The 26792-nt window shown below is 64.0% G+C and carries 26 protein-coding genes; 11 read left to right on the plus strand and 15 right to left on the minus strand.

The window, feature by feature from the left end; genetic code table 11:
- The 3 genes from F1542_RS08730 to F1542_RS08740 all read left to right on the plus strand — a co-directional run.
- Positions 1-1520, plus strand: a 1520-nt coding sequence (locus F1542_RS08730; RefSeq protein ID WP_193732692.1) for a S41 family peptidase, incomplete at its 5' end; no start/stop codon positions are given.
- A 78-nt stretch (positions 1521-1598) separates the two neighbouring features.
- A complete protein-coding gene (locus tag F1542_RS08735; RefSeq protein ID WP_193732693.1) occupies positions 1599-1937 on the plus strand; it encodes a DUF1491 family protein in 339 nt (112 codons plus the stop codon).
- Positions 1938-2186: 249 nt separating this feature from the next.
- Complete coding sequence (locus F1542_RS08740) at positions 2187-3332, plus strand: OmpA family protein (protein WP_193732694.1); 1146 nt, start codon at positions 2187-2189, stop codon at positions 3330-3332.
- Positions 3333-3437: 105 nt separating this feature from the next.
- Here F1542_RS08740 and cysK read toward each other — a convergent pair whose 3' ends face one another.
- Positions 3438-4427, minus strand: a complete 990-nt coding sequence (gene cysK / locus F1542_RS08745) for a cysteine synthase A (protein ID WP_193732695.1) — start codon at positions 4425-4427, stop codon at positions 3438-3440.
- Between the two features lie 154 nt (positions 4428-4581).
- Between cysK and F1542_RS08750 the strand changes: the two genes are divergently transcribed.
- Positions 4582-5028 (plus strand): Rrf2 family transcriptional regulator, encoded by a 447-nt coding sequence (locus F1542_RS08750; protein WP_026018474.1) that lies wholly within the window; start codon positions 4582-4584, stop codon positions 5026-5028.
- Between the two features lie 59 nt (positions 5029-5087).
- Here the strand turns inward: F1542_RS08750 and F1542_RS08755 are convergent, their stop codons facing one another.
- Complete coding sequence (locus F1542_RS08755; RefSeq protein ID WP_193732714.1) at positions 5088-5516, minus strand: hypothetical protein; 429 nt, start codon at positions 5514-5516, stop codon at positions 5088-5090.
- A 400-nt stretch (positions 5517-5916) separates the two neighbouring features.
- On the opposite strand from F1542_RS08755, the gene F1542_RS08760 reads away from it, so the two are divergent.
- Together F1542_RS08760 and parE are read left to right on the plus strand one after the other, a co-directional pair.
- Positions 5917-6450, plus strand: coding sequence for a hypothetical protein (locus F1542_RS08760; RefSeq protein WP_193732696.1), 534 nt, complete (start codon positions 5917-5919; stop codon positions 6448-6450).
- 149 nt (positions 6451-6599) lie between these two features.
- Positions 6600-8639, plus strand: coding sequence for a DNA topoisomerase IV subunit B (gene parE, locus F1542_RS08765; protein ID WP_193732697.1), 2040 nt, complete (start codon positions 6600-6602; stop codon positions 8637-8639).
- A 158-nt stretch (positions 8640-8797) separates the two neighbouring features.
- Here parE and F1542_RS08770 read toward each other — a convergent pair whose 3' ends face one another.
- The 12 genes from F1542_RS08770 to F1542_RS08825 all read right to left on the minus strand — a co-directional run bounded on the left by F1542_RS08770 (position 8798) and on the right by F1542_RS08825 (position 20819).
- Positions 8798-10339, minus strand: a complete 1542-nt coding sequence (locus F1542_RS08770) for an NADH-quinone oxidoreductase subunit M (protein WP_227672594.1) — start codon at positions 10337-10339, stop codon at positions 8798-8800.
- Between the two features lie 134 nt (positions 10340-10473).
- A complete protein-coding gene (gene mutL, locus F1542_RS08775; protein WP_193732698.1) occupies positions 10474-12336 on the minus strand; it encodes a DNA mismatch repair endonuclease MutL in 1863 nt (620 codons plus the stop codon).
- A gap of 73 nt (positions 12337-12409) precedes the next feature.
- Positions 12410-12898, minus strand: coding sequence for a DUF3035 domain-containing protein (locus F1542_RS08780; protein ID WP_193732699.1), 489 nt, complete (start codon positions 12896-12898; stop codon positions 12410-12412).
- Between the two features lie 94 nt (positions 12899-12992).
- Positions 12993-13466, minus strand: coding sequence for a signal peptidase II (gene lspA, locus F1542_RS08785; RefSeq protein ID WP_193732700.1), 474 nt, complete (start codon positions 13464-13466; stop codon positions 12993-12995).
- A 5-nt stretch (positions 13467-13471) separates the two neighbouring features.
- Positions 13472-16345 (minus strand): isoleucine--tRNA ligase, encoded by a 2874-nt coding sequence (ileS, locus tag F1542_RS08790; RefSeq protein WP_193732701.1) that lies wholly within the window; start codon positions 16343-16345, stop codon positions 13472-13474.
- Positions 16346-16437: 92 nt separating this feature from the next.
- Positions 16438-17397: a bifunctional riboflavin kinase/FAD synthetase gene (locus tag F1542_RS08795; RefSeq protein ID WP_193732702.1), complete on the minus strand. Its 960-nt coding sequence runs from the start codon at positions 17395-17397 to the stop codon at positions 16438-16440.
- Positions 17394-18110, minus strand: coding sequence for an acireductone synthase (mtnC, locus tag F1542_RS08800; protein ID WP_193732703.1), 717 nt, complete (start codon positions 18108-18110; stop codon positions 17394-17396). Before mtnC ends, F1542_RS08795 begins: the two co-directional genes overlap by 4 nt.
- A gap of 23 nt (positions 18111-18133) precedes the next feature.
- On the minus strand, positions 18134-18676 hold the full coding sequence (locus tag F1542_RS08805) for an acireductone dioxygenase (RefSeq protein ID WP_010508148.1): 543 nt from the start codon (positions 18674-18676) through the stop codon (positions 18134-18136).
- Positions 18673-19296, minus strand: coding sequence for a methylthioribulose 1-phosphate dehydratase (locus tag F1542_RS08810; RefSeq protein ID WP_193732704.1), 624 nt, complete (start codon positions 19294-19296; stop codon positions 18673-18675). The genes F1542_RS08805 and F1542_RS08810 overlap by 4 nt, the downstream gene beginning before the upstream one ends.
- Before the next feature lie 40 nt (positions 19297-19336).
- Positions 19337-19582, minus strand: a complete 246-nt coding sequence (locus F1542_RS08815; RefSeq protein WP_227672595.1) for a twin-arginine translocase TatA/TatE family subunit — start codon at positions 19580-19582, stop codon at positions 19337-19339.
- Positions 19583-19716: 134 nt separating this feature from the next.
- The gene (locus F1542_RS08820; RefSeq protein ID WP_193732706.1) at positions 19717-20181 is read right to left on the minus strand and encodes a CHAP domain-containing protein; all 465 of its coding nucleotides are present in this window, start codon (positions 20179-20181) and stop codon (positions 19717-19719) included.
- A complete protein-coding gene (locus F1542_RS08825) occupies positions 20178-20819 on the minus strand; it encodes a regulatory protein RecX (protein WP_193732707.1) in 642 nt (213 codons plus the stop codon). The genes F1542_RS08820 and F1542_RS08825 overlap by 4 nt, the downstream gene beginning before the upstream one ends.
- Positions 20820-21111: 292 nt before the next feature.
- Here F1542_RS08825 and F1542_RS08830 point away from each other — a divergent pair, with 292 nt between their 5' ends.
- The 5 genes from F1542_RS08830 to F1542_RS08850 all read left to right on the plus strand — a co-directional run bounded on the left by F1542_RS08830 (position 21112) and on the right by F1542_RS08850 (position 25656).
- Complete coding sequence (locus F1542_RS08830) at positions 21112-22314, plus strand: aspartate aminotransferase family protein (RefSeq protein WP_193732708.1); 1203 nt, start codon at positions 21112-21114, stop codon at positions 22312-22314.
- Positions 22311-23297, plus strand: a complete 987-nt coding sequence (argF, locus tag F1542_RS08835) for an ornithine carbamoyltransferase (protein ID WP_193732709.1) — start codon at positions 22311-22313, stop codon at positions 23295-23297. Before F1542_RS08830 ends, argF begins: the two co-directional genes overlap by 4 nt.
- Entirely contained in the window at positions 23294-23614 is a 321-nt protein-coding gene (locus F1542_RS08840; protein ID WP_193732710.1) for a hypothetical protein, read from the plus strand. Before argF ends, F1542_RS08840 begins: the two co-directional genes overlap by 4 nt.
- 30 nt (positions 23615-23644) lie before the next feature.
- Positions 23645-24625 (plus strand): Hsp33 family molecular chaperone HslO, encoded by a 981-nt coding sequence (locus F1542_RS08845; RefSeq protein WP_193732711.1) that lies wholly within the window; start codon positions 23645-23647, stop codon positions 24623-24625.
- Positions 24626-24726: 101 nt separating this feature from the next.
- Positions 24727-25656, plus strand: coding sequence for a hypothetical protein (locus tag F1542_RS08850; RefSeq protein ID WP_193732712.1), 930 nt, complete (start codon positions 24727-24729; stop codon positions 25654-25656).
- A 122-nt stretch (positions 25657-25778) separates the two neighbouring features.
- Here F1542_RS08850 and F1542_RS08855 read toward each other — a convergent pair.
- On the minus strand, positions 25779-26792 hold a 1014-nt coding region (locus F1542_RS08855), incomplete at its 5' end, for a protein-disulfide reductase DsbD (protein WP_193732713.1).

Raw genomic sequence — 26792 nt, forward strand, 5'->3', positions numbered from 1 at the left:
CCCCCACGCCCCAGCCACCCATGCATGAAGACAGCGTGGATACGATCGACGGCGCCAGCATGGACCTTGGGGTCATTTCCTCGGTCATCCAGGCGAGTCTGTCCTTCCTGCAGCCCCGCACGCTGGACAGCCATGAAATCCGTGATTTCGCACTGTGGGGCCTGAACGGGCTGAGCGCGCTGGACCCGTCGCTGAGCATCGAGGAACAGCACGGTTTCCTGCAACTGGCCGCAACGCAGAAAACCGTCCTCGCCCTGCCCGTCCCCACGGCGGACGACGTACCGGGATGGAGTGCTGCCATCACCCGCATACTGGATGTGGCATGGCACAATTCCCCCGCCATGCGCAGCACGGGGCAGGATGGCGTGCTGCAGGGTTTTTTTGATGAACTGTTCAACCACCTTGACCCGTATTCACGCTACGTCCCGCCCGGGGCGGCCGTATCGGACCGCAGCACCCGCACCGGGGGCGAGGGCACGGCGGGCCTGACGCTGGGGCTGGACCATCACACCATCATCATCACCGCCGTCAACGCGAATGGACCCGCATGGCCCACTACCCTTGCGGCGGGGCAGATCGTGCGCGCGATCAATGGACGACCAACCGAGTCCCGCAGCCTTGATACCGTGACCTCATGGCTCAACGGTCCCAATGGCAGCCTTGTGCGCATCATGGTGGAGTCGAAGGGACGGCGGAGCACGGTCACGCTGCACCGGGCGTCCACCCCGCCCGAAACCGTATTTGCCTATACCAGCGGCAAGCATGTCGTCCTGCATATCACCGCCTTTTCCGCCAACACGGCGGAGGAGATGAGCCAGTATCTGGACGAAGCCATGAACGTGCCCGGCATTTCGGGCCTGATCATCGACCTGCGCGGCAACCGGGGCGGCGTGCTGCAGCAGGCAGTCACCACATCTGCCCTGATGCTGGACCATGGTGTAGCGGCCATAACACAAGGGCGTGACCCGCAGGCCAACCACGTCTGGGCCGTGCAGGGGGGCGACATGACCAATGGCCTGCCCATCATCATCCTGGTCGATGGCCGGACCGCCAGCGCCGCCGAGATACTGGCCGCGGCCCTGGCCGACCAGAAGCGCGGCGTGGTGATAGGCAGCGCCACGCTGGGCAAGGGGCTGGTGCAGACCATTGGCCAGATGCCCAACGGGGCGGAACTGTTCGTGACATGGAGTCGCGTGCTCGCACCGCTGGGCTGGCCGCTGCAGGGGCTGGGCGTCATGCCGCAGGTCTGCACCAGTCTTGGGGAAAGCGAACTGGAACGTCAGTTGCAGGACCTGGCCGAAGGCGCGGCCGACAGCCGGGAATGGATCGCGGCCGCCCGCCAGATCCGCTATCCCGTGGACCTGGCGCGCATCCTGACCATCCGCAAGGCCTGCCCCGCCGCGATCGGCACCGACGGTGACCTTGACGCCGCCCATTCCCTGCTGGACAACCCGGTCGAATACCATGCCGCCCTGGCCACCATACCCGAAGAAGGGGCGACACCCGCTGGTGGCGGCTAAGCCACAGCCATGCGGGAAACCGTGCTATTCCTGCATACCTCCCGCTGTTTTTCTGCATTACCGGAGAAGTCCATCCCAATGGAAGAAGCACGTCTGAAAACCGGCATCTGGGTCAAGGCAATGCTGCGCCAGGCTGGACAAAAGGGAAATCCGGGCATGGTGCTGCACCATGGTGATGATGATGCGGGGGGCGTTCTGGTCGTGCTGCTGGGCCGGGGTGGACAGATGTCCGTGCTGGCCCGGACCCTTACCCCCGATGGACGGCAGGCATGGTTCCGCGCTACAGGGGATGCGGCTGTAGATCAGGCCAGTGTGGATGCCTATGTTACAAGGCAGATGGAACGGGACCCGGATTTATGGGTTCTTGAATTCGAGACACCGGATCTGACGCCACCGTTTGAAGCAAAGTTGATATGAAAGACGTGTTTCCACAGGTTTGAAAAAATAATGAAACCGGACCAGACAGGGGTGTGGCATCTTGCACACAGTCAGGTGCGCCAGTTGGCGCGATGGCCCAAAGCAGCCGATTAAGGTGGCGGCAATGGATTGTCAGGGCTGGTTTCTTTCAGCAAAAGAATGCTGATGCTGATCATTCCAGGGAATTGGGCACGTACACCCGACCGGGCCGACATGCCGGAACAGGCCCGTCGAAGGGAGAAGAAGAGTATGAATCTGCGGGACGGATTGCTTGCAGGGTCTTTATTGGCTGCCTCGGTTACCCTGGGATCCGTACTGGTCTCCGCCCCGGTATTCGCCCAGCCTGTTCAGGGCCTGTATATTTCAGGCGCTGGCGGTGCGAGCTTCAACCAGGGACAGGTCATACGTCATTCCTCCGCGCGGGACGAGTTCAAGACAGGCGGCACGGGCATCGGCAGCCTTGGCTGGGGTCTGGGCAACGGATTCCGTGTCGAACTGGAAGGCTTCTACCGCAGCAACGACATGAAGACGGTGGGCGGCAACGCCGCCTATAATGCCCGTGCGGATGGCCGGCAGCAGACATCAGGGCTTATGGCCAATGCCCTGTTCGACCTTGATATCGGCAAAAGCTGGCTGTTCCCGTATTTCGGCGCGGGTATCGGTTACGGCTGGCAGAACATGAACAGCACCATTACCGGCAACGTGGGCGGGCAGAACTACAGCCAGCACGTCGGGGGCACATACGGCAACTTCGCCTATCAGGGCATTTTCGGCCTGTCCTTCCCCATGCCGTTTGCCGTGGGCCTGTCGGCTACAGCGGAATACCGGTTCTGGACCATGCTTGGCCCGCAGTCGCATCATTCCATTGTCAGCGGCAGTGCTGCGGCCCTGTCGGCCATGAACAGCGATTACGGCTTCCGCAACGGCAACCGTGACAGCCGGACCGACTTCAACCATTCACTGATGCTGGGTCTGCGGTACGAGTTCAATCCCGCGCCGCCGCCGCCGCCCGCGCCCACCACCGTCGCCGCACCGGCGCCGGCGGAAAACCGGACCTATCTGGTGTTTTTTGACTGGGACCGCAGCGACCTGACCGACCGTGCTCGTTCCATCGTGGCGGTCGCCGCCCAGGCATCGACAAATACCCAGACTACCCGGATCGAGGTCAACGGTTACACCGACAATTCGGCAAGCCATCCCGGCCCGCAGGGTGAAAAATATAACCAGGAGCTGTCACTCAAGCGGGCGCAGGTCATCAAGGCCGAGCTGGTACGTGACGGTGTGCCGGGACCGGCCATCGACATCCATGGCTATGGCGACAGCAACCCGCTGGTCCAGACCGCAGCCAACACGCGCGAAGCCCAGAATCGCCGCGTCGAGATCATCCTGCACTGATCCCGGCCATATCCCGGCCAATTATGGAAAAGAAAAAAGCGGCACCCGTCAGGGTAGCCGCTTTTTCCATATGCGCAGGCCATCGGGCCACGCGGATGGGCTGGATCAGACCAGCCCGGTAAAAAGTGACGTGGACAGATAGCGCTCGGCAAAGGACGGTGCGATGGTCACGATGGTCTTGCCCGCGTTTTCCGGCCGTCCGGCCAATTGTACGGCCGCATGCAGCGCAGCGCCTGAGGAAATGCCCACCGGCACCCCATCCAGCCGCGCGCACCGGCGGGCCGCCGCGATGGCCTCCCGCTCCGATACGGGAATCACACCATCAAGGGCCGCGAGGTCCAGTGTCCGGGGACAAAATCCCGGCCCGATACCCTGAATGCCATGCGGCCCCGGTTCGTCACCGTTCAGGATGGCGCTTTCCATCGGTTCGACACCAAAGACCTGCAGGCTTTTCTTGCGTGGCTTCAGACCATGGGCGATGCCACTGGCCGTGCCGCCCGTACCCAGCCCAGCCACAACGATATCGACCTCGCCCGCGGTATCGGTCCAGATTTCCTCTGCCGTGGTCGCGGCGTGGACAGCGGGGTTGGCGGGATTGTCAAACTGACGCGGCATCCATGCATTTGGTGTCTTTTCAAGGATTTCCTCGGCACGCGCGATGGCTCCCGCCATGCCCAGGCGCGACGGTGTCAGTTCCAGCTGTGCATTCAGCAGGCGCAGCATCTTGCGCCGTTCGATCGATGCGCCTTCGGGCATGGTCACAATCAGACGATATCCCCGGGCGGCGGCGACGAACGCCAGTGAAATGCCCGTATTGCCCGAAGTCGGTTCCACCAGCGTGGTCTTGCCCGGATGGATCTCACCCCGGCTTTCCGCATCCTCGACCATGGCCGCGCCAATGCGGTCCTTGACCGAACCGAGTGGATTGAAAAATTCCAGCTTCATCAGAACCCGGCTCTGTAATCCATCCTCACGGGTCAGATGCGGCAGCGCCACCAGTGGCGTTCCCCCCACGGTATCGACAATGGAATCATAGACCCTGCCACGAGGTGCTGCAAAACCATACGTGCGATCTGGCGGGGTGGTCTTTTTCATTCGTTATCACTCCTTGTTGCGGAAATGGCCTATTCACGCATACAGTCTGTACATAATCCACCATCCTCCTTAACAGAAGCGTGGATCAATCGGGGGATTGCTGGTAAATGAAGCGGGCTGGTTTCCAAATCCATTCAAAGCGAGGCTGAACGATATGCTGCTCCGGCGGGACAGGACCATGATCGCAATCCTGATCATGCTTGATGTGGCCTTTCACGCAGGGCGCAACGGTACCATCAGTGCGGCCGACATTGCGGAACGCGCGGGTCTGGCCCGGCGGGGGATCGAGCCGCTGCTGCAGACCCTGTCACGGTCCGGCCTGCTGGAAAGCGTGCGCGGACCGCGCGGCGGCTATCGGCTGGGGCGCCCCCGTCGTGATATCCTGCTGTCGGATATCCTGTCCGTCATCACGGCGGAAGACAATACGGATGATGGCCCGATCGGCGGACTGTTCCAGAAGGTGGTCGAACCCTGCTGGCAGGAATTCGACACCATGCTGGATGAGGAATGTCGCAAGATCAGTCTGGATGACCTGGTGCGCCGGGCCGAACATGCCGGCATGCGCCGCCCGCTGCCCGAACCCATCACCTTTTCCATCTGATACGGACCGGGATACGCAATGATGCGTGTCCCGACCCGGTTCAGGGCCGGGATTCGGCCTTATCTTACGGCAGGGGCCGTGACATTGGCCGTCACGTCCATGTATTCACGCGGCTGCTTTTCACCCGTGATCAGCACGACGCGGAACTTGTCCTCGCCGGAATAGGCGGTGTTGGGCGTGTACGTCACGTAAGTGTGATCGTTGTAGTTGTAGATGAACGCCTTGCCATGCTCAGGTGCCGGAGACACGCCAAACGAGGCATAGGGGTGGCCGGCGGAGGCACGCGTCTCGATCGCGCAGTACCCGTCATCGCTACGCACCTGCATGCTGGCGGACTTTGTGTCCTTGCCCGCAGCGGCGGGGCCGGTCACCTGACACTGGCCCGATGCTTTCATGTAATTGTAGGGATTGGGGGTTCCGCCGATACCACCAAGGTTCACGGCCGGTTTGTTGTCACATCCGGCGAGCAGAATGCCCGTCGTCATCATGATTGCAGACAGTCGCAGTCGCACTCGTCAGCTCCGCTGTATTTGATACATACCCGTTATCAGGACAGTTTCGCCCGCGCCGTCCCGTAACGGTCTGGATCGGCACAACGGCTAACCGCTTTGGCATATGCTCTAGAGCAACGCACCCCGGCGGGAAAGACCCGTTGGTCCTTTTACGCAAGCGGACAAGCCCTGCCCGTGTGGCATACCCGCCCCCGGGGGCGCTGTCATCCCACGCGGGCACCATAACGCATCTTTTTGAACATGGGGTGATATCCCTCCCTTTTGGCGACTGCCGGTTTGCGCTATAGACCTGATCCGGATTTCATTCCTGCCGGAATATGCGGGGTCCGTGCATTCCCCGTTGGCAACTGCCCCAATATCTGGAGAACCCGTCCTGATGTCCATGTCGATCTGGCGCGCTGGCGCTGCTGCCCTTGCCCTTATGGGGCTGGTTAATGGTGGGCAGGCACTGGCTGCCGGCCCCTGCTCACCCTCCCCCGCGCATGAGGCGTTTGATGTGCAGGGCCTGAAAAGCGAGCTTATGGTGACGGCCCTGTCATGCGGCGCGCAGGACAAATACAACAGCTTTGTCATGAAATTCCGCACCAAGCTGGCCGCCGAGGAGCATGTGCTCAACAGCTATTTCAACAGCACCTACGGCCGCAATTCACAGCGCCAGCATGATGACTACATCACGCAGCTTGCGAATGTGCAGTCCGAACGTGGCCTGAAATCCGGCACCGCCTTCTGCCAGCAGCGCATGTCCATGTTCGAGGAAGTGCAGGTACTCGACAGTACTGCCGACCTGTCCAACTATGCCCAGGCGAAGGACATCCTCCAGCCCGCGTCCTACCTGACCTGCACGGCGCCCAACCGCCCGGCCGCCAGCACACGCAGCCGCACCCCGGCCCGCCGCACGGTCCGCAGCTAGGCTGTCGCCCCGTCACAGGCACATGAAGAAAAATATGGCCGGACCCGTGTCCGGCCTTTTTCATGCCCGCAAGAGCAGGCATAGTCGATGCCGCGTGCAGGGCCTTACGGCTTGACAGGACGCGATCTGACAGAACAAAAGAACGCTTCATGAACGACGATCTTTTTTCCGCACCTGCAGGCCCCGCAAAGCCCACCCGACGCAAGGTTTCCGCTGCCCCCATGCCTGATATCGCCAAAAACGGCCCCGATACCTATGACGCCAGCGCCATTGAAGTGCTGGAAGGGCTGGAGCCCGTGCGCCGCCGCCCGGGCATGTATATCGGCGGCACGGACGAGACGGCGTACCATCACCTCGCCTCCGAAATCCTCGATAACGCGATGGATGAGGCCGTGGCCGGCCACGCCACCACCATTGACGTGACACTGGAAGCCGGGGACTGCCTGACCATACGCGACAACGGACGCGGCATTCCGGTGGACCCGCACCCGCGTTTTCCCGACCGTTCGGCGCTGGAAGTCATCCTGACCACGCTGCACGCGGGCGGCAAGTTTTCGGGCAAGGCCTATGCCACGTCGGGCGGCCTGCATGGCGTGGGGTCGTCAGTGGTCAACGCGCTGGCGTCGCGCATGGAAGTCGAGATCGCCCGTGACCGCGAACTGTGGCGGCAGGTCTATGAACGCGGCCACCCGCTGAGCGGCGTTGAAAAGATCGGCCCGGTCAACAACCGGCGCGGCACGCAGATCCGCTTTACCCCCGACCCGCAGATTTTCGGGCGGCTGCATTTCTCGCCCGTTCGCCTGTACCGGCTGTGCCGGTCAAAGGCGTTCCTGTTCCGGGGCGTGACCATCCGCTGGTCATGCGATCCGTCCCTGATAAAGAATGACGAAGTCCCGGCGGAAGCTGTCCTGCACTTCCCCGGCGGCCTGGCCGACAGCCTGCGTGACGAACTGGGTGACAAGGCGGCCTTGCTGACCGACCTGTGGTCGGGGGATGCGGACCTGCCGACCGGCCCCGACGGGGCGGATACGGGCCGCATGGAATGGGCCATCGCCTTTTTGGAACAGGGCACGGCGGCCCTTGCGTCCTACTGCAACACCATTCCCACGCCCAATGGCGGCACGCACGAGACGGGTTTTCGCAACGCGCTGCTCAAGGGCCTGCGCAACTGGGGTGAACAGCGCGCCAACAAGCGCGCGGCCAGCATCAATGCCGATGATATCCTTGGCTGCATTGCCGCCAAGCTGTCGGTCTTCATCCGTGACCCGCAATTTCAGGGCCAGACCAAGGAAAAGCTGACCAGCAGCGAGGCCAGCAAGCTGGTTGAAACCGCGCTGCGTGACCGGTTCGACCACTGGCTGGCGGGTAACCCGCAACAGGCGGACAACCTGCTGGCCTTTGTGGTCGAACGCGCCGAGGAACGCCTGCGCCGCAAGGAGCAGAAGGAAACCCCCCGTAAAAGTGCAACCCGCCGCCTGCGCCTGCCGGGCAAGCTGACGGACTGCACGCGTGAAAACGCGGCCGAAACCGAGATCTTCCTGGTGGAAGGCGACTCGGCTGGTGGCTCCGCCAAGCAGGCCCGCAACCGTGAGACGCAGGCCGTGCTGCCGTTGCGTGGCAAGATCCTGAACGTTGCCAGCGCCTCGACCGAAAAGCTGCGGGGCAACCAGGAACTGCGTGACCTGGTGGAAGCGCTGGGCTGCGGCATGGGGGAACGCTTTGACGCGACCAAGCTGCGTTATGGCCGCATCATCATCATGACGGATGCGGATGTAGACGGGGCGCATATCGCCTCGCTGCTCATGACGTTCTTCTATCGCGAACTGCCCGGCCTGATCCGGGACGGACACCTGTATCTGGCCCAGCCGCCGCTGTATCGCCTGACACAGGGTGGCAAGAGCGTGTACGCCATGGATGACGCCGACCGTGAGCGGAAGATGAAGAAGGACTTCAAGCCCAACAGCAAGATCGAGGTCTCACGCTTCAAGGGCCTTGGTGAAATGCCGCCGGGCGACCTGAAACAGACGACCATGGACCCCAGACACCGCACCCTGCTGAAGGTCATCACCCCGCCCGAGGACAGGGCGCTGACGCTGGAGCGCGTGGAACACCTGATGGGCCGGAAAGCTGAACTGCGCTTCCGCTTCATTCAGGAACATGCCCGTCAGGTCGATAACCTCGACGTCTGAGACAGCCGAAACAGTAAAGGCCCGGTCACCCCTGCAACAGGGTGACCGGGCCTTTTTTTACAGGAAGTTTTTGGTGGAGCTTTTTCAAAAAGCTTCAGGAAACGCTGCCTTTTTGAAAAAAGGCAGCAACCAGAAACTTCTATTATTCCCAGTCAGTTTCAACCTGCGCCCTTGATCGGAACGATCTGCTGCGGATCAATCGTGGCGACAGTCGTTATCGGATGCAGCAGGCTGGTCACGGCCGGGTCAAACACCCGCAGGAACGATCCCGGATGCACCCCCATCCAGATGGTCACGACAGCCAGCGGCACCAGCACGGCCAGTTCCTGTCCCGTCAGGTCACGCAGCAGGGCGACAACGCCCCCCCGGTCCGCCCCGAACAGCACCCGGCGATACAGCACCAGCATATAGACCGCGCCCAGGATCATGCTGGTCCCACCCAGGAACGCCAGCCAGAACGATACATGCAGCGCACCGACCATGACCAGGAATTCCCCCACGAACGCGCCCGTGCCCGGCAGGCCGATATTGGCCATGACAAACAGCATGGCCAGCGTGGCCAGGACCGGCATTTTATGCGCCACCCCGGAAAACGCGCTGATTTCACGCGTTTCAGCCCGCCACGACACGGCGGAAACACAGAAGAACAGCGCCGCAATGACGATGCCATGCGACAGCATCTGGAAAATTGCGCCATCAATTCCCTCAGGCGTCATGGTGAACAGCCCGATGGCGATAACCCCCATATGCGAAAACGAGGAATAGGCAATCACCCGCTTCATGTCCGTCTGCGCCAGCGCGATCATCGCGGCATAGATCACCGCAATCACCCCCAGCGTCAGCACTACCGGCGCGAACATCCGTGCGGCATCGGGAAACATCATCACGCCAAAGCGCAGCAGACCATAAGCTCCCGCCTTGGACAGCACGCCCGACAGCATGACGGATGCAGGGGTCGGGGCCTCGGTATAGGCATCGGGCAGCCATGCATGTAGCGGGAACAGCGGCAGTTTGACGCCAAAGGCGATGATGAAGCCCGCCAGCAGCCAGCACTGCATGGCATGACCGAATCCATGATGCTGCAGCGCCACGATATCGGTCGTGCCCGCCGCATTCCACATGGCCAGCAACGCCAGCAGCATGAACAGCGACCCGCCGAAGGTGAACAGGAAAAACTGCAGCGATGCCCACACCCGCTTCGGGCCACCCCACACCCCGATCATAAGGCTGGCGGGCAACAGCGTCGCTTCATAAAACAGATAGAACAGCACCAGATCCAACGCCGAAAACAGCCCGATCAGCGTTGTTTCCAGCACCAGCATGGCGATCATGTAATCCCGCACCCGTCCCGTCACCTGCCGCCAGCCACCGATAATGGAAAGCGGGGTCAGGAACGCGGACAGCAGCACGAACATGAGACTGATGCCATCAAGCCCGGCATGGTAGGAAATGCCGGCGCTGCTGGCCCAGCCCACCTGCTGTTCAAACTGGATGCCGGGCCGGGCGGGGTCGAATTCGGCCCACATGATCACGGCCAGCGCAAAGACGATGCCGCTGGTCCACAGCGCCACCCATCGGGCGGCGGTCTCGACCGTCTGGGTCGTGCCGCGCGTCAGCAATATGGCCAAAGCCCCGGCAAGGGGCAGATACGTTACAAGGGACAGCAGGATCGGATGCACATTCGGTCTCACATCATCCATGGATAATGGCTGACCCTAGGGGCGTTGCGCCCCGGGAATCCAGTAAGCGCCCGCTCACATTATGCAGAGGCCATGCCCCGTTTTCCATTCAGCCATGCCGTAACGGACATGCGCACGCACTGACCCGCAGAGTGTCACCTGCGGCCGAACATGCGCTCCAGATCAGCTTTTTCCAGCTTCAGCCAGGTCGGCCGCCCATGGGAACAGGTGCCTGAGCGGGGGGTGCGTTCCATGTCCCGCAGCAGGGCGTTCATTTCCTCGTGTGTCAGCTTCCGGCCTGCCCTTACGCTGCCATGACAGGCCATACGCGCGATGATCGCGTCCATGCGCGCATCCAGCGCATCGGCCTGCGCGGGGTTGGCCAGATCGTCAGCTTCCAGTTCTTCCGCCAGATCGCGCAGCATGCCCACCGGGTCTTCCTTGCCCAGAAGGGCGGGCATGGTCCGGACCAGGACGGCCGTGCCGCCAAAGGGTTCGATCTCGATTCCCAGCCGGCCCAGTGCCGCACTGAATGACAGCAGGACCCCCACCTGCCGCGCGGGCAGGTCCACCACCTCAGGCAGCAGCAGGCGCTGGGCGCGGATTTCGCCACCCAGATACTGCTGGCGCAGGATTTCGTGGGTCAGGCGTTCATGGGCCGCATGCTGGTCCACCAGCACCAGCGCGCCATCCGCCGTCTGCGATACGATATAGGTACCCAGAACCTGCGCCACCGCCGCACCCAGCGGGTGGTCGATGGCAGGTGTCATGTCTGCCGCAGGCTGTCCCGGCCCCTCTGGCACGACCTTGCGCGCGGCAGGCGGGGCAGATAGCGGCAATGTCGATTCGGCAAACCCCATCGGCAGACCCGGATCAGGCGCTGCAGGTGCATCGATGGGGGCAGCCAGACGGGTGGAGACGCCTGCGGCATTGGCGCTGCGTTCAGGCGGATACCAGATCCGCGCGGGCGATGGCCCGCGTGACTGCAACAGGTCGGGCCTGACCCCGGCCACCCCGGCCCCGGTGCCCAGCGCGCGGCCCAGCGAACCGATCACCAGCGCCCGCACCGCAGCCGAGTCGGCATAACGCAGCTCCGTCTTGGCCGGATGCACGTTCACATCCACCTGTTCAGGCGGGATTTCCAGTGACAGCGCCACGACGGCATGCCGCCCGTGTTCCATGACATTGCGATAGGCCACCCGCACCGCCGTGCGCAGGACCGGGTCCACCACAGGACGGCCATTGACCATCAGCATCTGCCCGTTGGCCGTGGCGCGATGCACGGATGGCGCGCAGATGAAACCGCTCAGTTTCAGGTCACCGCGCTGCCCTTCCACCGGCAGCAGGCCATCGGCATGCCCCGACTCCAGAATGGCGGCTACGCGTGCGGCCATGTCCTGCACCGGCAGGTCAAGGATCACGCGCTGGTCGAATTCCAGCCGGAAGGCGACATGCGGGACAGACAGGGCCAGACGGCGCACCACGTTTTCGGCATGGCTGGCCTCGACGCGTGGGCTTTTGAGGAATTTGCGCCGCGCGGGTGTGGCAAAGAACATGTCTTCCACCAGCACGCGCGTGCCGGGCGGCCCGGCGCAGGGCTCGACTTCCCCCACCACGCCGCCTTCCACACGGATCGCCCATGCCGAATCGCTGTCGTGCAGGCGGGACATGACCGTAAGCCGCGCGGCGGCCCCGATCGAGGGCAGGGCTTCCCCTCGGAAACCAAGCGTGGAAATACGCACCAGCGTCTCGTCTCGCAGCTTGGACGTGCAATGCCGCTCCACCGCAAGCCGCAGGTCACCAGACGACATGCCACAGCCATCATCCACGACCTCGATCCGGTCGATGCCGCCACGGTCCAGACGGATCTGGATCCGGCACGCGCCGGAATCGATGGCGTTTTCCACCAGTTCCTTCAGGGCCGCAGCCGGACGTTCAATCACCTCGCCTGCGGCGATGCGGTTGACGACCTGCTCCGACAGGCGACGGATGACCGGCTGGCCATTACCAGAAGACATGATTCATACCACGGACCGGATTGCACGCATCTGGCCACATGCCGCGCACCCGGTGGGTGCGCGCCCAGGCCATTTATTTCTTGGGACCGCTGACGGTTGGGGTCGCACCCTGCGTCAGGTTGCGCCCAAGGGCCGAATCCTCACGCAGGCGGGCATTTTCCGCCTTGCCATTCACAAGGTTACCGGCTCCCCCGCCATGCCAGAACATCAGCTTGTCAACAAAACTGGTGTCGGCACGACCCATCTCACCCTTGTCCTCCGCATTGGAAGCAACCTGGGCTTCACCCACCAGCGCGGTCTGGCCTGCGCTGTCGGTGCCATCAGCGCCCTGCAGCGCCACATTGGGGGACAGCGTTTCCAGCGCCTGCATGCGCGGGTTGGTATCTTGCGCACGCTGGATGGCGTTGCTGTTGGGCGCGCCCAGTTCATCGGACGGTGGCATGGACAGCGGCGCACGGGTGGTGACCGTGTATTCGTCCGGCAGGCTCCGCTCCAGCCCGAAGGCGCGCGAAACATCGGCACCGGTGCAGCCTGACAACAGGAAGGCGCCCGAGACAAGCATTGCACAGGAAAGGGGTCTGAAAGCAGAAATCGCCATATCTCGCCTATTACCGTTAGTGGAACGGTTCGGCAAGCATGTGCAGGCCGCGCCTCCCCTAGTTTGCATCGCGATTACGCATATTGTCGATAATCAGGATCGCAACACCGCAATCAATCATGGCATCGGCGATGTTGAACACCGGCCATGACCAGCCAAAAGCATGGGCGTCAATGAAATCAACCACCGCGCCAAAGCGCAACCGGTCAATGACATTGCCGATCGCCCCCCCCATGATCATGCCCAGCGCAACCGCCACCCACCGACGCGGCGTGCGTGCAAGCCATACCGCCAGCCCCGCCACGATCGCCAGCGCCGCAACAGAAAAGATGATGCGCCCGGCCGCCCCGGCACCGCCCAGCATGCCGAACGTGATGGCATGGTTCCACACCATCGTCAGGTTCAGCACCGGCAGCAGCGGCACGCTTTCACGCGCGGGCAGGTCATAGATATCGAGTATCCAGAACTTGCTGGCCTGGTCGGCCACCAGCGCGCCCAGCAGGCACGCGCCGCCCAGAACACGGTTGTTCATGAAGGTTACGCCCCGTTCCGCACCACATCGACACAGCGCAGGCACAGTTCGGGGTGGGCCTTGTCCTGTCCCACTTCCTCCAGCACCTTCCAGCAGCGCGCGCATTTATGCCCTGCCGCGACACCGATGGTGGGAATGCCATGCGGCACGCCCTCCTGTGCCCCGTCCTCGCCCAGATAGATCGAACCGGCCCCCGCGATCACGTTCACATCCGCCTGCGAGACGATGGTCAGTTCCGCCCAGTCCACGCCGTCGAACCGTGCGGCTTCCGCTTCCGACAGCGGCAGGTCGAGTGCCGCCTGAAGCGATGACTTGACCATGCCGTCACGACGCGCGGTCTCGATTTCGGTCGTAATGACCCGACGCACCGCGCGCAGCATGGCCCAGCGGTCCCCCAGTTCCGGATCATGCCACTGCGTCGGCAGTTCGGGGAACGGCTGCAGGTGGATGCTTTCGGTATTGCCGGGACGGGCCAGCCATGCCTCCTCCGCCGTGAAGACCAGCACGGGGGCAAGCCACGCGCACAGGCAGCGGTGCAACTGGTCCAGCACCGTTCGCGCCGCGCGGCGCTTCAGGCTGGATGCGCCATCACAGTAGATGGTGTCCTTGCGCACGTCGAAATAGAAGGCCGACAGGTCGGCGGCACAGAAGCCATGCAGCGCGGGATAGACACCCACCCATTCATGCGTTTCCACCGCACGCGCCACAAGGCTGCCCAGTTCGGACATACGGTGCAGGACCCAGCGTTCAAGTTCGGGCAGTTCCCCGAAGGGCACGCGCTCGGCTTCGGTAAAGCCGTCCAGCGCACCCAGCAGCCAGCGCAGCGTATTACGCAGGCGGCGATAGAGTTCGCCCTGCTGCTTGAGGATTTCCTTACCGATGCGCAGGTCATCATTCGTATCGGAGTTCATGACCCACAGACGCAGGATATCGGCCCCAAGGCTGTCATTCACGTCCTGTGGCGCGATGACGTTGCCCAGGGACTTGGACATCTTGCGGCCCTGCTCATCCAGCACGAAACCGTTGGTGACCAGCGCCTTGTACGGCGCGATGCCGCGCGTGCCGACACTTTCGAGCAGCGAGGACTGGAACCAGCCACGATGCTGGTCGGACCCTTCCAGATACAGGTCGGCGGGGAACGGCATGTCGCCATGCCCCAGCACGAAGGCATGGGTCGAACCGCTTTCGAACCACACATCGACAATATCGAACACCTGTTCGTAATCGTCGGGGTTGCGGCCCTCACCCAGGAAGCGCGCCGCGGGGGAACTGTACCACGCATCAGCCCCTTCCGCGCGGAAGGCGGTGACGATGCGCTCCATCACCGCGGCATCGCGCAGGACCTCGCCCGTGCGCTTTTCCACGAATACGGCAATCGGCACACCCCACGCACGCTGGCGGCTTATGCACCAGTCGGGACGGCCCGCCACCATGGATGTCAGGCGGTTGCGCGACTGCGCGGGCACGAACGTCACCTTTTCCAGCGCCGTCAGTGCGCGTTCACGCAGGTGGCCTTCGCCATCCATGCTGATGAACCACTGCGGGGTGGCGCGATAGATGATCGGCGCGCGCGAACGCCATGAATGGGGATAGGAATGGACCAGCACGGCCCGCGCCACCAGTCCACACGGTGCCGTGCCCGCCGCTACGGCGCGCTGCATGGCTTCCAGCAGGGCCTGGCACACCGGTTCGGCCGCCTTGAACACATGGCCACCGGCAAACAGCGGCACCCAGTCGGCATACCGGCCATCCCCCAGCACCATTTCGGTGATTTCCAGCCCATAGGCGCGGCCAAGGTTGAAGTCGTCCTCGCCATGGGCGGGGGCGGTGTGGACCAGGCCCGTGCCCGCTTCGGTCGTGACATGCGCGCCGGGCAGCAGCGGCACGTCGAAATCATAACCCTGCCCCCGCAGCGGATGGGCGCAGATGGCGCCTTCCAGCGCGCTGCCCGGCAGGGTGTAGAGCACATGATGGGCGGTAACGTCCGCTGCCTCGCAGAAGGGCGCGATCAGGTCCTCGGCCACCAGCACGCGGGCTTCAGGTTCCAGCGTCGCATTGTCGCCCACGCCATCAACGCGCACCACGGCATAGGTGATGTCGGGGCCATAGGCGATGGCGCGGTTGGCGGGAATGGTCCACGGCGTGGTGGTCCAGATCACTGCCGCCACGTCCTTCAGCGCCTTCGCTGGCGTGGGGTCGGTCACGAAGGGGAAGGCCACGTGGATGGCGGTGGATTCGTGGTCGCGGTATTCGATCTCGGCTTCGGCCAGCGCGGTCTTTTCAACCGGGCTCCACATGACCGGGCGCAGACCACGATACAGCAGGCCGTTGAGCAGGAATTTGCCAATTTCCCCCGCGATGGCCGCCTCGGACGAAAAATCCATGGTGGCGTAGCGGTTGGCCCATTCCGCCTGCACGCCCAGACGGCGGAACTCACTGGCCTGCGTATCCAGCCATTTCTGGGCATAAGCACGGCATTCGGCACGGAACTGCAGGACCGGCACGCTGTCCTTGTCCTGCCCGCGCTTGCGGTATTCTTCCTCGATCTTCCATTCGATCGGCAGGCCGTGACAGTCCCAGCCCGGCACGTAATGGATACCGTAGCCCGACATGCGGTGGGCGCGGTTGATGACGTCCTTTAGGATCTTGTTCAGCGCGTGGCCGATATGCAGGTGCCCGTTGGCGTAGGGCGGGCCGTCATGCAGCATGAACACGTCACGGCCGCGCGCCTGTTCAAACAGGCGGTCATCGAGCTTCTCGCTCTCCCATCCCGCCAGAATCTCCGGCTCCCGCCTGGGCAGGTTGCCCCGCATGGGAAAGGAAGTGGTCGGCAGGAAGACCGTCTCCCGGTAGAGATCCTGTGGTTTTGACTCGGACATGGCCTGTTCTGTTCTTCTGGCAAGGGGAAGTGCATGCGCAACCGGGCGGCCCGCATGCTGGGCAACGTTATGGGGACCGCGACGGCGCGGGGTCAAGTTCTGGCGGATACGGGCGCGAATTCATGGGTGGACAGGTACGCCATCGCCTGCGTGCAATCGCGCGCAATCTGTTCTTTCAGCGCATCCAGACCGTCAAACCGGCGTTCGGCCCGCAGCAGGGTATGCAGCGCCACCGACAGGGTCTGGCCATACAGGTCGCCTGAAAAGCCCAGCAGGTGGACCTCCAGCCGGCTTTCCTGCCCGTCATTGATGGTTGGCCTGCGGCCGATATTGGCAACGCCGGGATAGACGCTGCCATCGGCCATGCGCACGCTTACGGCATAGACCCCGCGCGCCGGTTCCAGATGGCGGCCCAGCGCGATGTTGGCGGTGGGAAAGCCCAGCAGGCGGCCACGCTTGTCCCCATGCTGGACCACGCCACGAATCGACCACGGGCGGCCCAGTTCCTCCGCCGCGCGTTCGGGGTAGCCGTCCTGCAGCAGCCGGCGGATGCGGCTGGACGAATACGGACCCAGCGCATCGGACAGCGGCGGCACGACGCTCAGCCCGATGCCCAGTTCGGCAGTGCGCTCGGTCAGGAAGGCGACATTGCCGCGCCTGCGGTGGCCAAAGGCGAAATCCATGCCACAGGCGACATGATGCAGCCCCAGCCCTTCATGCAGGACGCAGATGACAAAATCCTCGGCACTCATGGCGCTGAATTCACGGTCGAACGCGATCTGGAACACATGCTGGACGCCAAGGGCGGACAGCGCGGCAAAACGTTCCTGCGACAGTGTCAGGCGAAAGGGCGGATCCTGCGGGCGGAACAGTTCACGCGGGTGGGGTTCGAACGTCACGACGGCCAGCCTGCGGTCAGGACGGGCCGTATGCAGGGCCTGTATCAGATGGGCATGGCCCAGATGCACGCCATCGAAATTGCCCAGCGCCGCCACGGCGCCGCGCGCGGTATCGGGAATATCGCGCCAGTCGGTATGCAGGTGCGCCTTCATGCCTGCACCGCGCGGGGCAGGCCAAAGCGTTCGGCCGCCGCATCCAGCGTCGCGGCCACGGGATGCGTGGTGCCGGGCTGCGTACCGTCCTGCGGGCGCACGATCTGGCAGGTACGCAGGCCCGCCTGCGCCGCTGCATCCAGTTCGGCCACCACATCGGACAGGAACAGCACATCGCCCGCCTGCCACTGCGCGTCCTGCAGGATTTTGGTATAGCTCCGCGCATCGCGCTTGCCGCCCATCTGCAGGTCGTAAAAGCCGACGAACACGCTGCTCAGGTCGCCATCGGTCGTATGGCCATAAATCAGCTTCTGGGCCGCTACCGAGCCGGATGAATAGACCGCCAGCGCCAGCCCGGCCGCCGCCCAGCAGCGCAGCGCGGGTGTGACATCAGGATACAGCGTGGCCTTGAGCACGCCATCGGCATAGCCCTGCGCCCAGACCATGCCCTGCAGCGCCTTCAGGGGGGCGACCTTGGCATCGGCATCCATCCAGGATTCAAGCTGGCGCAGGGGCGGCACGCCGGGGGCGAGACGGGCGATTTCTTCCACCTGCGCACGCACGGCCGGGTCATCCGCCCGTTTGCGAAGCAGTTCGGGCAGCGCCTTGCGGGCATAGGGGAACAATGTGTCATGGACGAAGGAAACCGGTATGGTCGTTCCCTCAATATCCAGCAGCACCGCACGTACTGGCGGCTGCGTGGCCTGGGTCACGTTCTCATCTCCCTCAGTGCGGGTCAGGCTTCAACGGGGAAGCGGGCCGCGATGTCACTGCCTGTATATTGCGCGATCCACCCATCGGGGTTGGTGAAAACGCGCAGGGTTACGAAATCCGGTGTCTCCCCGCCATCAAACCAGTGGGGAATGCCAGCAGGCACCGAAATCAGGTCGCCCGCCGTGCAGCGCACGTCATATACGCGCCCGCCCACATGCAGGATGAAATCCCCCTGCCCGTGAACGAAAAAGCGGACCTCGTCCTCGCTATGGACATGTTCGGACAGGTATTTGCCGCGCGCCTGCGCCCAGCCCTGTGTCTCGGGGCCGACACGCAGCACATCGGCCGAACCCGCACCCGTCTCGCCCATCAGCTGGTCCAGATAGGGACGGTAGGCATCCAGCACCTCGGCTTCGGGTGCCGTGCGCGGGGGGACGACGGGGCTGTCCCAGCGTTCGAAGCGCACGTTGATCGCCGAAAGTTCGGATGCGATCCGCTTCGGGTCGGTCAGGTGGATGATGGGCGTGCCGGGATTGTTATCGGCATAGACATTCAGGCTGCTCATCGGAGCTTCCTTTCTTCCAGTTCGCAGGCCAGCAGGAATTCCAGCCCTTCCAGCCGGGCCAGCGCGGTATCCATGTCCGCCCCCCACACATACACCCCGTGGCCACGGATGATGTAGCCCGCGCACATGCCATCCAGATGGGGTGCGACGACACCGGACAGGCGGGCAATGTCCTGGTCATTGTCGAATATGGGCACGTGTAACTGTGCCGCATGGGTCTTCTGGCCCGCGAAAACCTTCTGGACTTCGTAATTTTCCAGCACCAGCGCGTCTCCCCCCAGCCGCGACAGCACGGTGGAGGCGACGGAATGGCCATGCAGCACCGCGCCCGCCTTCGGGTCATGGGCATAGATCTGGCAATGCAGCAGGGTTTCGGCGCTGGGCCGGTCGCCTGTGGCAAGCGGCCTGCCCGCCGCATCGACGCATATGACCCCGTCCGCCCCCAGCTGCCCCTTGTGGCCGCCCGACCGCGTGATGGCCAGATTGCCGTCGGGCAAGCGGATGCTGATATTGCCCGCCGTGGCGGGTACCCAGCCAAAACGGTCCATGCGCCGCCCCGCCGCCATGATCTGTTCCACCGCGCGGCAGTACGCCCCGGCCGGAAACACTGCTTTATCCATTACGCCGCCCATCCACGCGCCACCGGCGCGCGGTCCATCATCATTTCACGTTGTTGGTCGAATGCTGCGGCGCTTCGGTAAAGGAGGCGTCCTTTTCCTTGCCCGGCCCCTGGATATGGCCGGTGGGCACCGGTTCCTCCGGGGTGTCATCCGCCATGTTCTTCTTGAACGACTTGATCCCGCGCGCCATGTCACCCATGAGCGAACTGATCTTGCCACCGCCGCCAAACAGTACCAGCACCACCACCAGCACGATCAGCCAATGTCCCCAGCTCAAGCTACCCATCGCATCCCTCGATCCGCGTCCATGACGCAAAATACCGTATTGTCCATCCGCCATCCCATATGACGGCGGCCTGCCCTTCCCCGCCTATGTGAGGGGAGAGGCGGTGATATGCAAGCACCCCCACCGGTTCCCGGTCAGCCTGCCGGCAGGATAAACCCGTAAGCAGGATAGACGGTTTTGCCCATGTCGTGAATGGGGGACCACCAGACCTTTACCCGCGACCAGTCATTGCGGGCCGACACATCGATCACCGGTTCGCCCCGGCCGACGCGCCCGGGCACCCAGTTGGCCTGGTCCACCAGCACCTCACGCGGGCTGCGCACCGAACGCACGACCGATACATGCCCGTCAGGCAGGCGGCCCGTGGCGCGGAACACCAGCACGGCCCCCGCCCGTGGCGCATGGGTGCGTGGATAATGGCCCTGCGCCTGTCCCCACCATGACGCGGCCGCCCCACTCAGTTGCACATGCGTGACCTGCCTTGCGTAGGGGGCGCACTGCACCGCCCCGTGCCAGCCATGCCCGCTGCCGCCGCCCGCGCATGCCGCAAGCGACAGCAGGCTGCCCATGGCAGCAATCCGTGCCAGCACCTGCTTCATGCCATCCTCATGCGCATGATCCTGTCCTCCGCCTCCCCCAGTTCCATATCCAGCGCCCTGCGCGCCGTATCATGGGTGAAACCTGCCCGCGCCATGGCATCCATGGCCCGGCGGTAGCGTTTATCCGCCTCGGCTTCGTCCGCATCGGGACGCACGAAGGGGCCGGCGCGACGCTTACGGGCAAAGACAAGGGCTGCGGCCAGTTCGGTTTCCCGCCCTTCACCGTCCCGCGGGCCAAGGGCTTCCTCCACCGCGTGGCTCACCGTAGCCTCATCCACGCCACGCACGCCCAGATGGGCCGCGACCATGCGGCGCGAGCGGCCCGCGCGGGTAAGGGAGCGGGCGCGGAATTCGGAAAAACGGGCGTCATCGACAGCACCCAGCCCCTCCATATCCGTCACGATACCGGCAATGGCGCCGCGTGCGGGCTGCACGGCGCGGGTCGCGTCCCCTTCATCCATGCCGCTGCTGACCGCGCGGCGCACCCAGCGGTCGATATGACGCGCAAGCACCCGTTCCACACCCACGCGGGTCGCGGAAAAGCGTGCAAGATAGGCAAGTGCCGCCTCACGCAGCCGGGCTGCATCCGGCACGGGGGCAAGCGGTCGGGGGGCGGAACGGGAAGGACGGGCGACCATGTCCCCTACTGTGCCACAGCCATGCGCCCACGCCCATCATTATGCGCGGATGTATGGCTGCCATGGCCATGACGGGGGCGGAAATGGCGCGAAGGTTGCATTTCACACAGGCGGGTCATATTCTTCCTTTTTCCGGCCCGACAGACGGATGCAGGACGGCGCGTTGGATCGCCGCCCCCGTTGGTGGCCGGAGAAATCGGAAAACGGAATATGCCCACCCCCATGGCGGTGGGCCGTTTTCGTTTCTGAACCCCGATCCTTTTTCTTTGACCTGAAATCACAAGGCTGTTCCATGATTTCCGCCCTGATGCCGAATTACAATCGCGCCGACCTCGCTTTCGAGCGCGGCGAAGGTGCCTGGCTGTACACGGTGGACGGGCGACGATTCCTCGATTTCGGGTCCGGTATCGCCACCTCCTCGGTCGGGCACAACAACCCGCACCTTGTCGGCGCCATCACACAGCAGGCGCAGCGCGTGATGCACGTGTCCAACCTGTACCGCGTGCCGCAGGCCGAGCTTCTGGCGCAGCGGCTGGTGGCCAACACCTTTGCCGACAGCGCCTTCTTCTGCAATTCCGGCGCGGAAGCCAACGAAGGCATGATCAAGATGATCCGCCGCGCGCAGGCCAAGTCCGGCCATCCCGAACGCACGCGCATCATCTGCTTCAACGGCGCGTTCCACGGGCGCACGCTGGCGACGCTGTCGGCCACGGGCAATCCCAAATACCTCGACGGGTTCGGTCCGCGGGTGGAGGGATTCGACCATGTGCCGCTCAACAACATGAATGCCGTGCGCGACGCCATCGGGGCGGAAACGGCCGGCATCATGATCGAGCCGGTACAGGGCGAAAGCGGCATCCATGTCGCCACCCCGCGCTTCATGCGCGAACTGCGTGCGGTATGTGACGAGTACGGCCTGTTCCTCGGCGTGGATGAAGTCCAGTGCGGCATGGGTCGCACGGGCCGCCTGTTCGCCTATGAATGGTCCGATATCACGCCTGACATCCTGTCCACCGCCAAGGGCATTGCCGGCGGCTTTCCCATGGGCGCGGTGCTGACCACCGAAACCATCGCGAAGCACATGACGCCGGGCAGCCACGGCACGACCTTTGGCGGCAGCCCGCTGGCATGCTCGGCGGCAAATGCGGTGCTGGACATCCTGCTTGCCCCCGGTTTCCTTGAAGGGGTACGCGCACGGGCCGCACAGCTGGATGCGGGCATTGACCAGCTATGCGCAACCTATCCGGATGTCTTTGCCAGCCGTCGCGGGCTTGGGCTGCTGATCGGCCTGAAGTGCAAGGCCGATGTGGCGCTGGTGCAGAATGCCGCCATTCTTGAAGGCATGCTGAGTGTCACGGCGGGCGACAACGTGCTGCGCATGCTGCCCCCCCTGACCGTGACCGAAGCCGACTGTGCCGATGCCCTGTCCATGCTGGACCGTGTGGCCGTGCGGGTACGCGCCCATGTCGCCGCCGCGCCGGAGAACGTGGCATGAACGCGCTGCAGGCTCCCACCCACGTGACCCCGCGCCATTTCCTTGACCTGCGTGACCTTGACCCCGCGACGCTGCGGGCGATCCTGGATGTCGCGGCCGGGATCAAGCGCATGCAACGCCATCGCGCCCGCCCGCTGCACCCGGCCCTGCCGGTGCATGGGCGCGCGCTTGGCCTCATGCTGTCCAAGCCATCCACGCGTACCCGCGTCTCGTTTGAAGTGGGGATGCAGCAGCTGGGCGGGAACGTGATCCTGCTCTCACCCGCCGACATGCAGCTGGGCCGGGGGGAAAGCATTGCCGACACCGCCCGCGTGCTGTCGCGTTTTGTTGATGCCATCGTGCTGCGCACCGGCAGGACGGAAAACCTGCGCCAGCTTGCACGGTGGAGCAGCGTTCCCGTCATCAACGGCCTGACGCCGGATTCGCATCCGGTGCAGATCATGGCCGACATCATGACGTTCGAGGAGCATCGCGGTCCGATTAAGGGACGCACGCTGGCATGGGTGGGCGATGGCAACAATGTCGCCACCTCCTTCATCGAGGCGGCGGCCCTGTTCGGCTTCCGCCTGCGTCTGGCCACCCCCGCGACGCACGCGCCATCGGTCGCTGCCGTGGCGTGGGCGCGCGAACAGGGGGCGGACATCACTGTCACGACCGACCCCGTGGCAGCGGTCAGGGGGGCGGATGCGGTCATTACCGATACGTGGGTCAGCATGTCCGACAAGGAATCGGCACAGCGCATCAGCGCGTTCGAGCCATACCGTGTCGATGCGGCCCTGATGGCACATGCGGCACCCGATGCCCTTTTCCTGCACTGCCTGCCTGCCCATATCGGGGAAGAGGTGACGGAAGACGTGTTTGAAGGCCCGCATTCCGTCGTGTTCGACGAGGCCGAAAATCGCCTGCATGCGCAGAAGGGCATCCTGGTCTGGGCGCTGTGTGGCGAGGACTGGCAGCAATATGGAAAGGAACCCACGGCATGACCGGACCGGCCGAACAGCCCGCCCTGCCCACTGGCACCGAAGACACGCCGGAAGTCCCCGGCTGGGCGGAAAAAAGCGTGCGTGACATCTTTGCCGCCCTGCCCGCCCGTGACACCCGCATTGACGCGGTGCGTGACGCCTATCTGGACTGCATTGCCGGCGCGGGCCGCACGGAAGACCTGGATATGGAACATGACCGCTGCCGCCAGCGTGCCATGACCACGCTGGAGGCGGATGGGCTGCTGCCATCAGGCCAGCTGAAAGACCTCGACCAGCGCCTCGCCGCGCTGGAGGCGGACATTACCGCCAATCTCTGATCACCCACGCCCCCGGCAACGGGGGCCGTGATGCTGCGGGTTTCTGCCATGACTGCCAATAATCCCTCCCCCGCCTTTCTGGACGCCAGCCGTCCCGATACGCCCGATCTGGTCGTGCCGCAGGGTGTCGTGCCGTTCTATCTGGACCACCGGCCGGTGCGCGGCCGGCTTGTCCGCCCCGGCGTGCTGACCGATACATTGCTGACCCGCCATGACAATCCCGACGCCGTGCTGCGACTGGCGGGGGAAGCGCTGGCGCTGGTGGCGGCCCTTGCGTCGTCCCTGAAGTTCAAGGGATCGTTTTCCCTGCAGGCCAAGGGCGATGGTCCGGTCAGCCTGCTGCTGGCGGACTGCACCGATTCCGGCGCGCTGCGCTTCCATGCCCGGTCGGATGACGAACAGGTGACCGAACTGCTGAAAACCACCCCGAACCCGACCGCCAGCCAGCTGCTGGGCAAGGGTTACATTGCCTTCAGCGTCGATCAGGGGCCTGACACCGACATCCATCAGGGCATTGTCGAGATGAATGGCGAAAGCCTGTCGGAAATGGCCGCGCATTACTTCGCCACCAGCGAACAGCATGCCTGCTGGGTCAGGCTGTTCTGTGAAAAGACACCTGTGGGCTGGCGTTCTGGCGCGCTGGTGATGGAAAAGATCGCCATGGATGGCGGTGTGGACAACGACATCACGACCGAAGAAGGCGATGATGCGTGGGAAACCGCCGTCACCCTGGCCACGACGCTGACGGCGCGCGAGGTGCTGGATGACAACCTGTCGTCGGGGGACCTACTGTACCGCCTGTTCCATGCCGAAGGACTGATTGCGGGCCAGCCGCGTGCGCTGGCGTTTGGCTGCCGCTGTTCGCGCGCGCGCCTGTCGGGCATTCTGGAGACCTTCCCGCTGGATGACCTGGACCACATGGCGCAGGATGGCACGATCACCATGAACTGTTCGTTCTGCAACCACAGCTTCCACTTCCAGCGTGATGAGATCGGCGGCAAGGCGGCCTGATGCTGTCCTGCCCCTGTTCCACCGGCGCGTACCATGGCACGCTTGCAGGCCTGACCTGACCTACCGCGCCGTGCGCGCCTGCTGTTACCGGGATACAATCCATGCGACCGAACCGTTCGCCGCTTTTTGCCCCTGCCCTGCGCCGCAGCCTGCGCGCGGCACTTGTGGCCAGCCTGCCGTTCCTGACGCTGCCGCTGTGCGATCCCGCCTACAGCCGCAGCCATCATCACGATGACACCCCTGCCACGTTCGAGGGACCGCAATATGGCGACGCCCAGCCGCTGAACCTGAATGTGGCATCCATCTCGATCGTCGACCGGGGGCAGCCGGGACTGGTGCCGGGCGACCTGTCGGGTCGCGCACCCAACCCGCCCGACCAGCTCCTCAAGCAGATGGCGCATGACCGACTGATTGCCGCCGGCAGCGGGGGCGAGGGTGTATTCACCATCGACCGGGCCTCCATCCTGCATGAGCCGGGTGGCATACTGGACGGGCAGCTGAACGTGCATCTGGATGTGACCTCGGCCGATGGCCGCCGCACGGGCTATGCCGTGGCCCAGGTCACCCGGTCCTATGACCCGAAGCGCAAGCACGGCAACAGCGACACACCGGAAAACCTGAATACCCTCACCAACATGATGCTGGTGGACATGAGCAAGGAACTGGAAAACCAGATCCGCAACAACCTGGGCAACTGGCTGGTCACCGGACAGGGACAGTTACCCAGCGGCATCGTTGCACAGCCGCTGGACGGGACCGAGGAACCGCAGCCTGCCCCGACCACACAGGCCACGCCCGCCCCGGATACCAGCACCATGACCATTGGCGGCGGCCCGACCGATGTCCCGGCCGCGGCGCCTGCCACGCCCACCCCGGCACAAGCGGCCCCCAAGCCCGCGAATACGGGACCAGATGCCATCTTCCCCTCCGGCTATCCATCCGATGACGGGGACAGCGCGACACCGGCGGCCACGCCGCAACTGCGTTCCCCCCCGCCGGGAAACCTGACGCTGCCGGGCAGCGCCAACTGATCTTTCCGGCCCCTGTTTTGGGGGCGTATTTGAAAATAAAAGTTTTTGGGTGCCGCCTTTTTTCAAAAAGGCGGCATTCTTCTGAAGCTTTTTGAAAAAAGCTTCACCAGAAACCTTTACCCTTATTTTCCTTCTGGCGCTGTCATGCGCAGGACAAGGCCGGGGGTCAGGATTTCAGGCAGGATCACCTCTGCCCCATGGGCGGGATAATAGGCATAGAACGGCACGCCATCACGGCCATGCTCATGCAGGAAGGCGGTAATGGCCGCATCCCGCAGGGTCCAGTCGCCCTTCATGTAAACGATCCCGCGCCGCGCAAAGGCATCCTGCACCGCACGGGTGGACAGGGCCACGCGTTCATTGACCAGGCATGAAATGCACCACGCCGCCGTCATGTCCACGAATACCGGCCGTCCCTGCCGCCGCAGTTCCGACAGACGGGTGGGGGAAAAGGCGGAACTGCCATCCGTCACCCGGTCGGTTCCCCGGCTGCGGTCATGCACACTGGCAGGTGGCAGCACGCCGCCGCCCACAAACGCCACCAGCAGCATCAGGATCGCCATGGCGCGGTACAGCCCCGCGCGCCCTTCCATGGCGTCCCGCAGGTCCATCATGCTGGCGCGGCGCAGGCACCAGCACCCCGCCAGAACCAGAACCAGCCCTGCCGCCAGCAGGCCCAGCGCATCCATGCCGCCTTCCAGCTTCGCCACCCATGCCAGCCACACACACGTGCCCAGCACCGGCAGGGCCAGCAGGTTGCGCACGGTTTCCATCCACCGTCCCGGCTGTGGCAACCAGCCCAGCAGTCGCGGCATGCACGCCAGCAGCAGGTAAGGGGCGGCAAGCCCGCACCCAAGGGCCACGAAAACCAGCAGTCCAACCACCGGCGGGGCCGCAAGCGCGCCCGCCACCGCCGCCCCCATGAATGGCGCGGTACAGGGTGACGCAAGGACAACCGCCAGCACCCCGGTCAGGAAATCCCCCGCATGCGCGGGCAGTCCGTCCCCCAGCCCCATCAGCCGCAGGCCGATGGTAAAGAAACCCAGCAGGTTCAGGGCAACGGCAAACAGCAGCAGGCAGATCGCGATGACAAAGCCGGTAGACTGGAACTGGAACCCCCACCCCGCCTGCTGCTG

The organism is Komagataeibacter sp. FXV3, assembly GCF_015155755.1.
GTDB lineage: Bacteria > Pseudomonadota > Alphaproteobacteria > Acetobacterales > Acetobacteraceae > Komagataeibacter.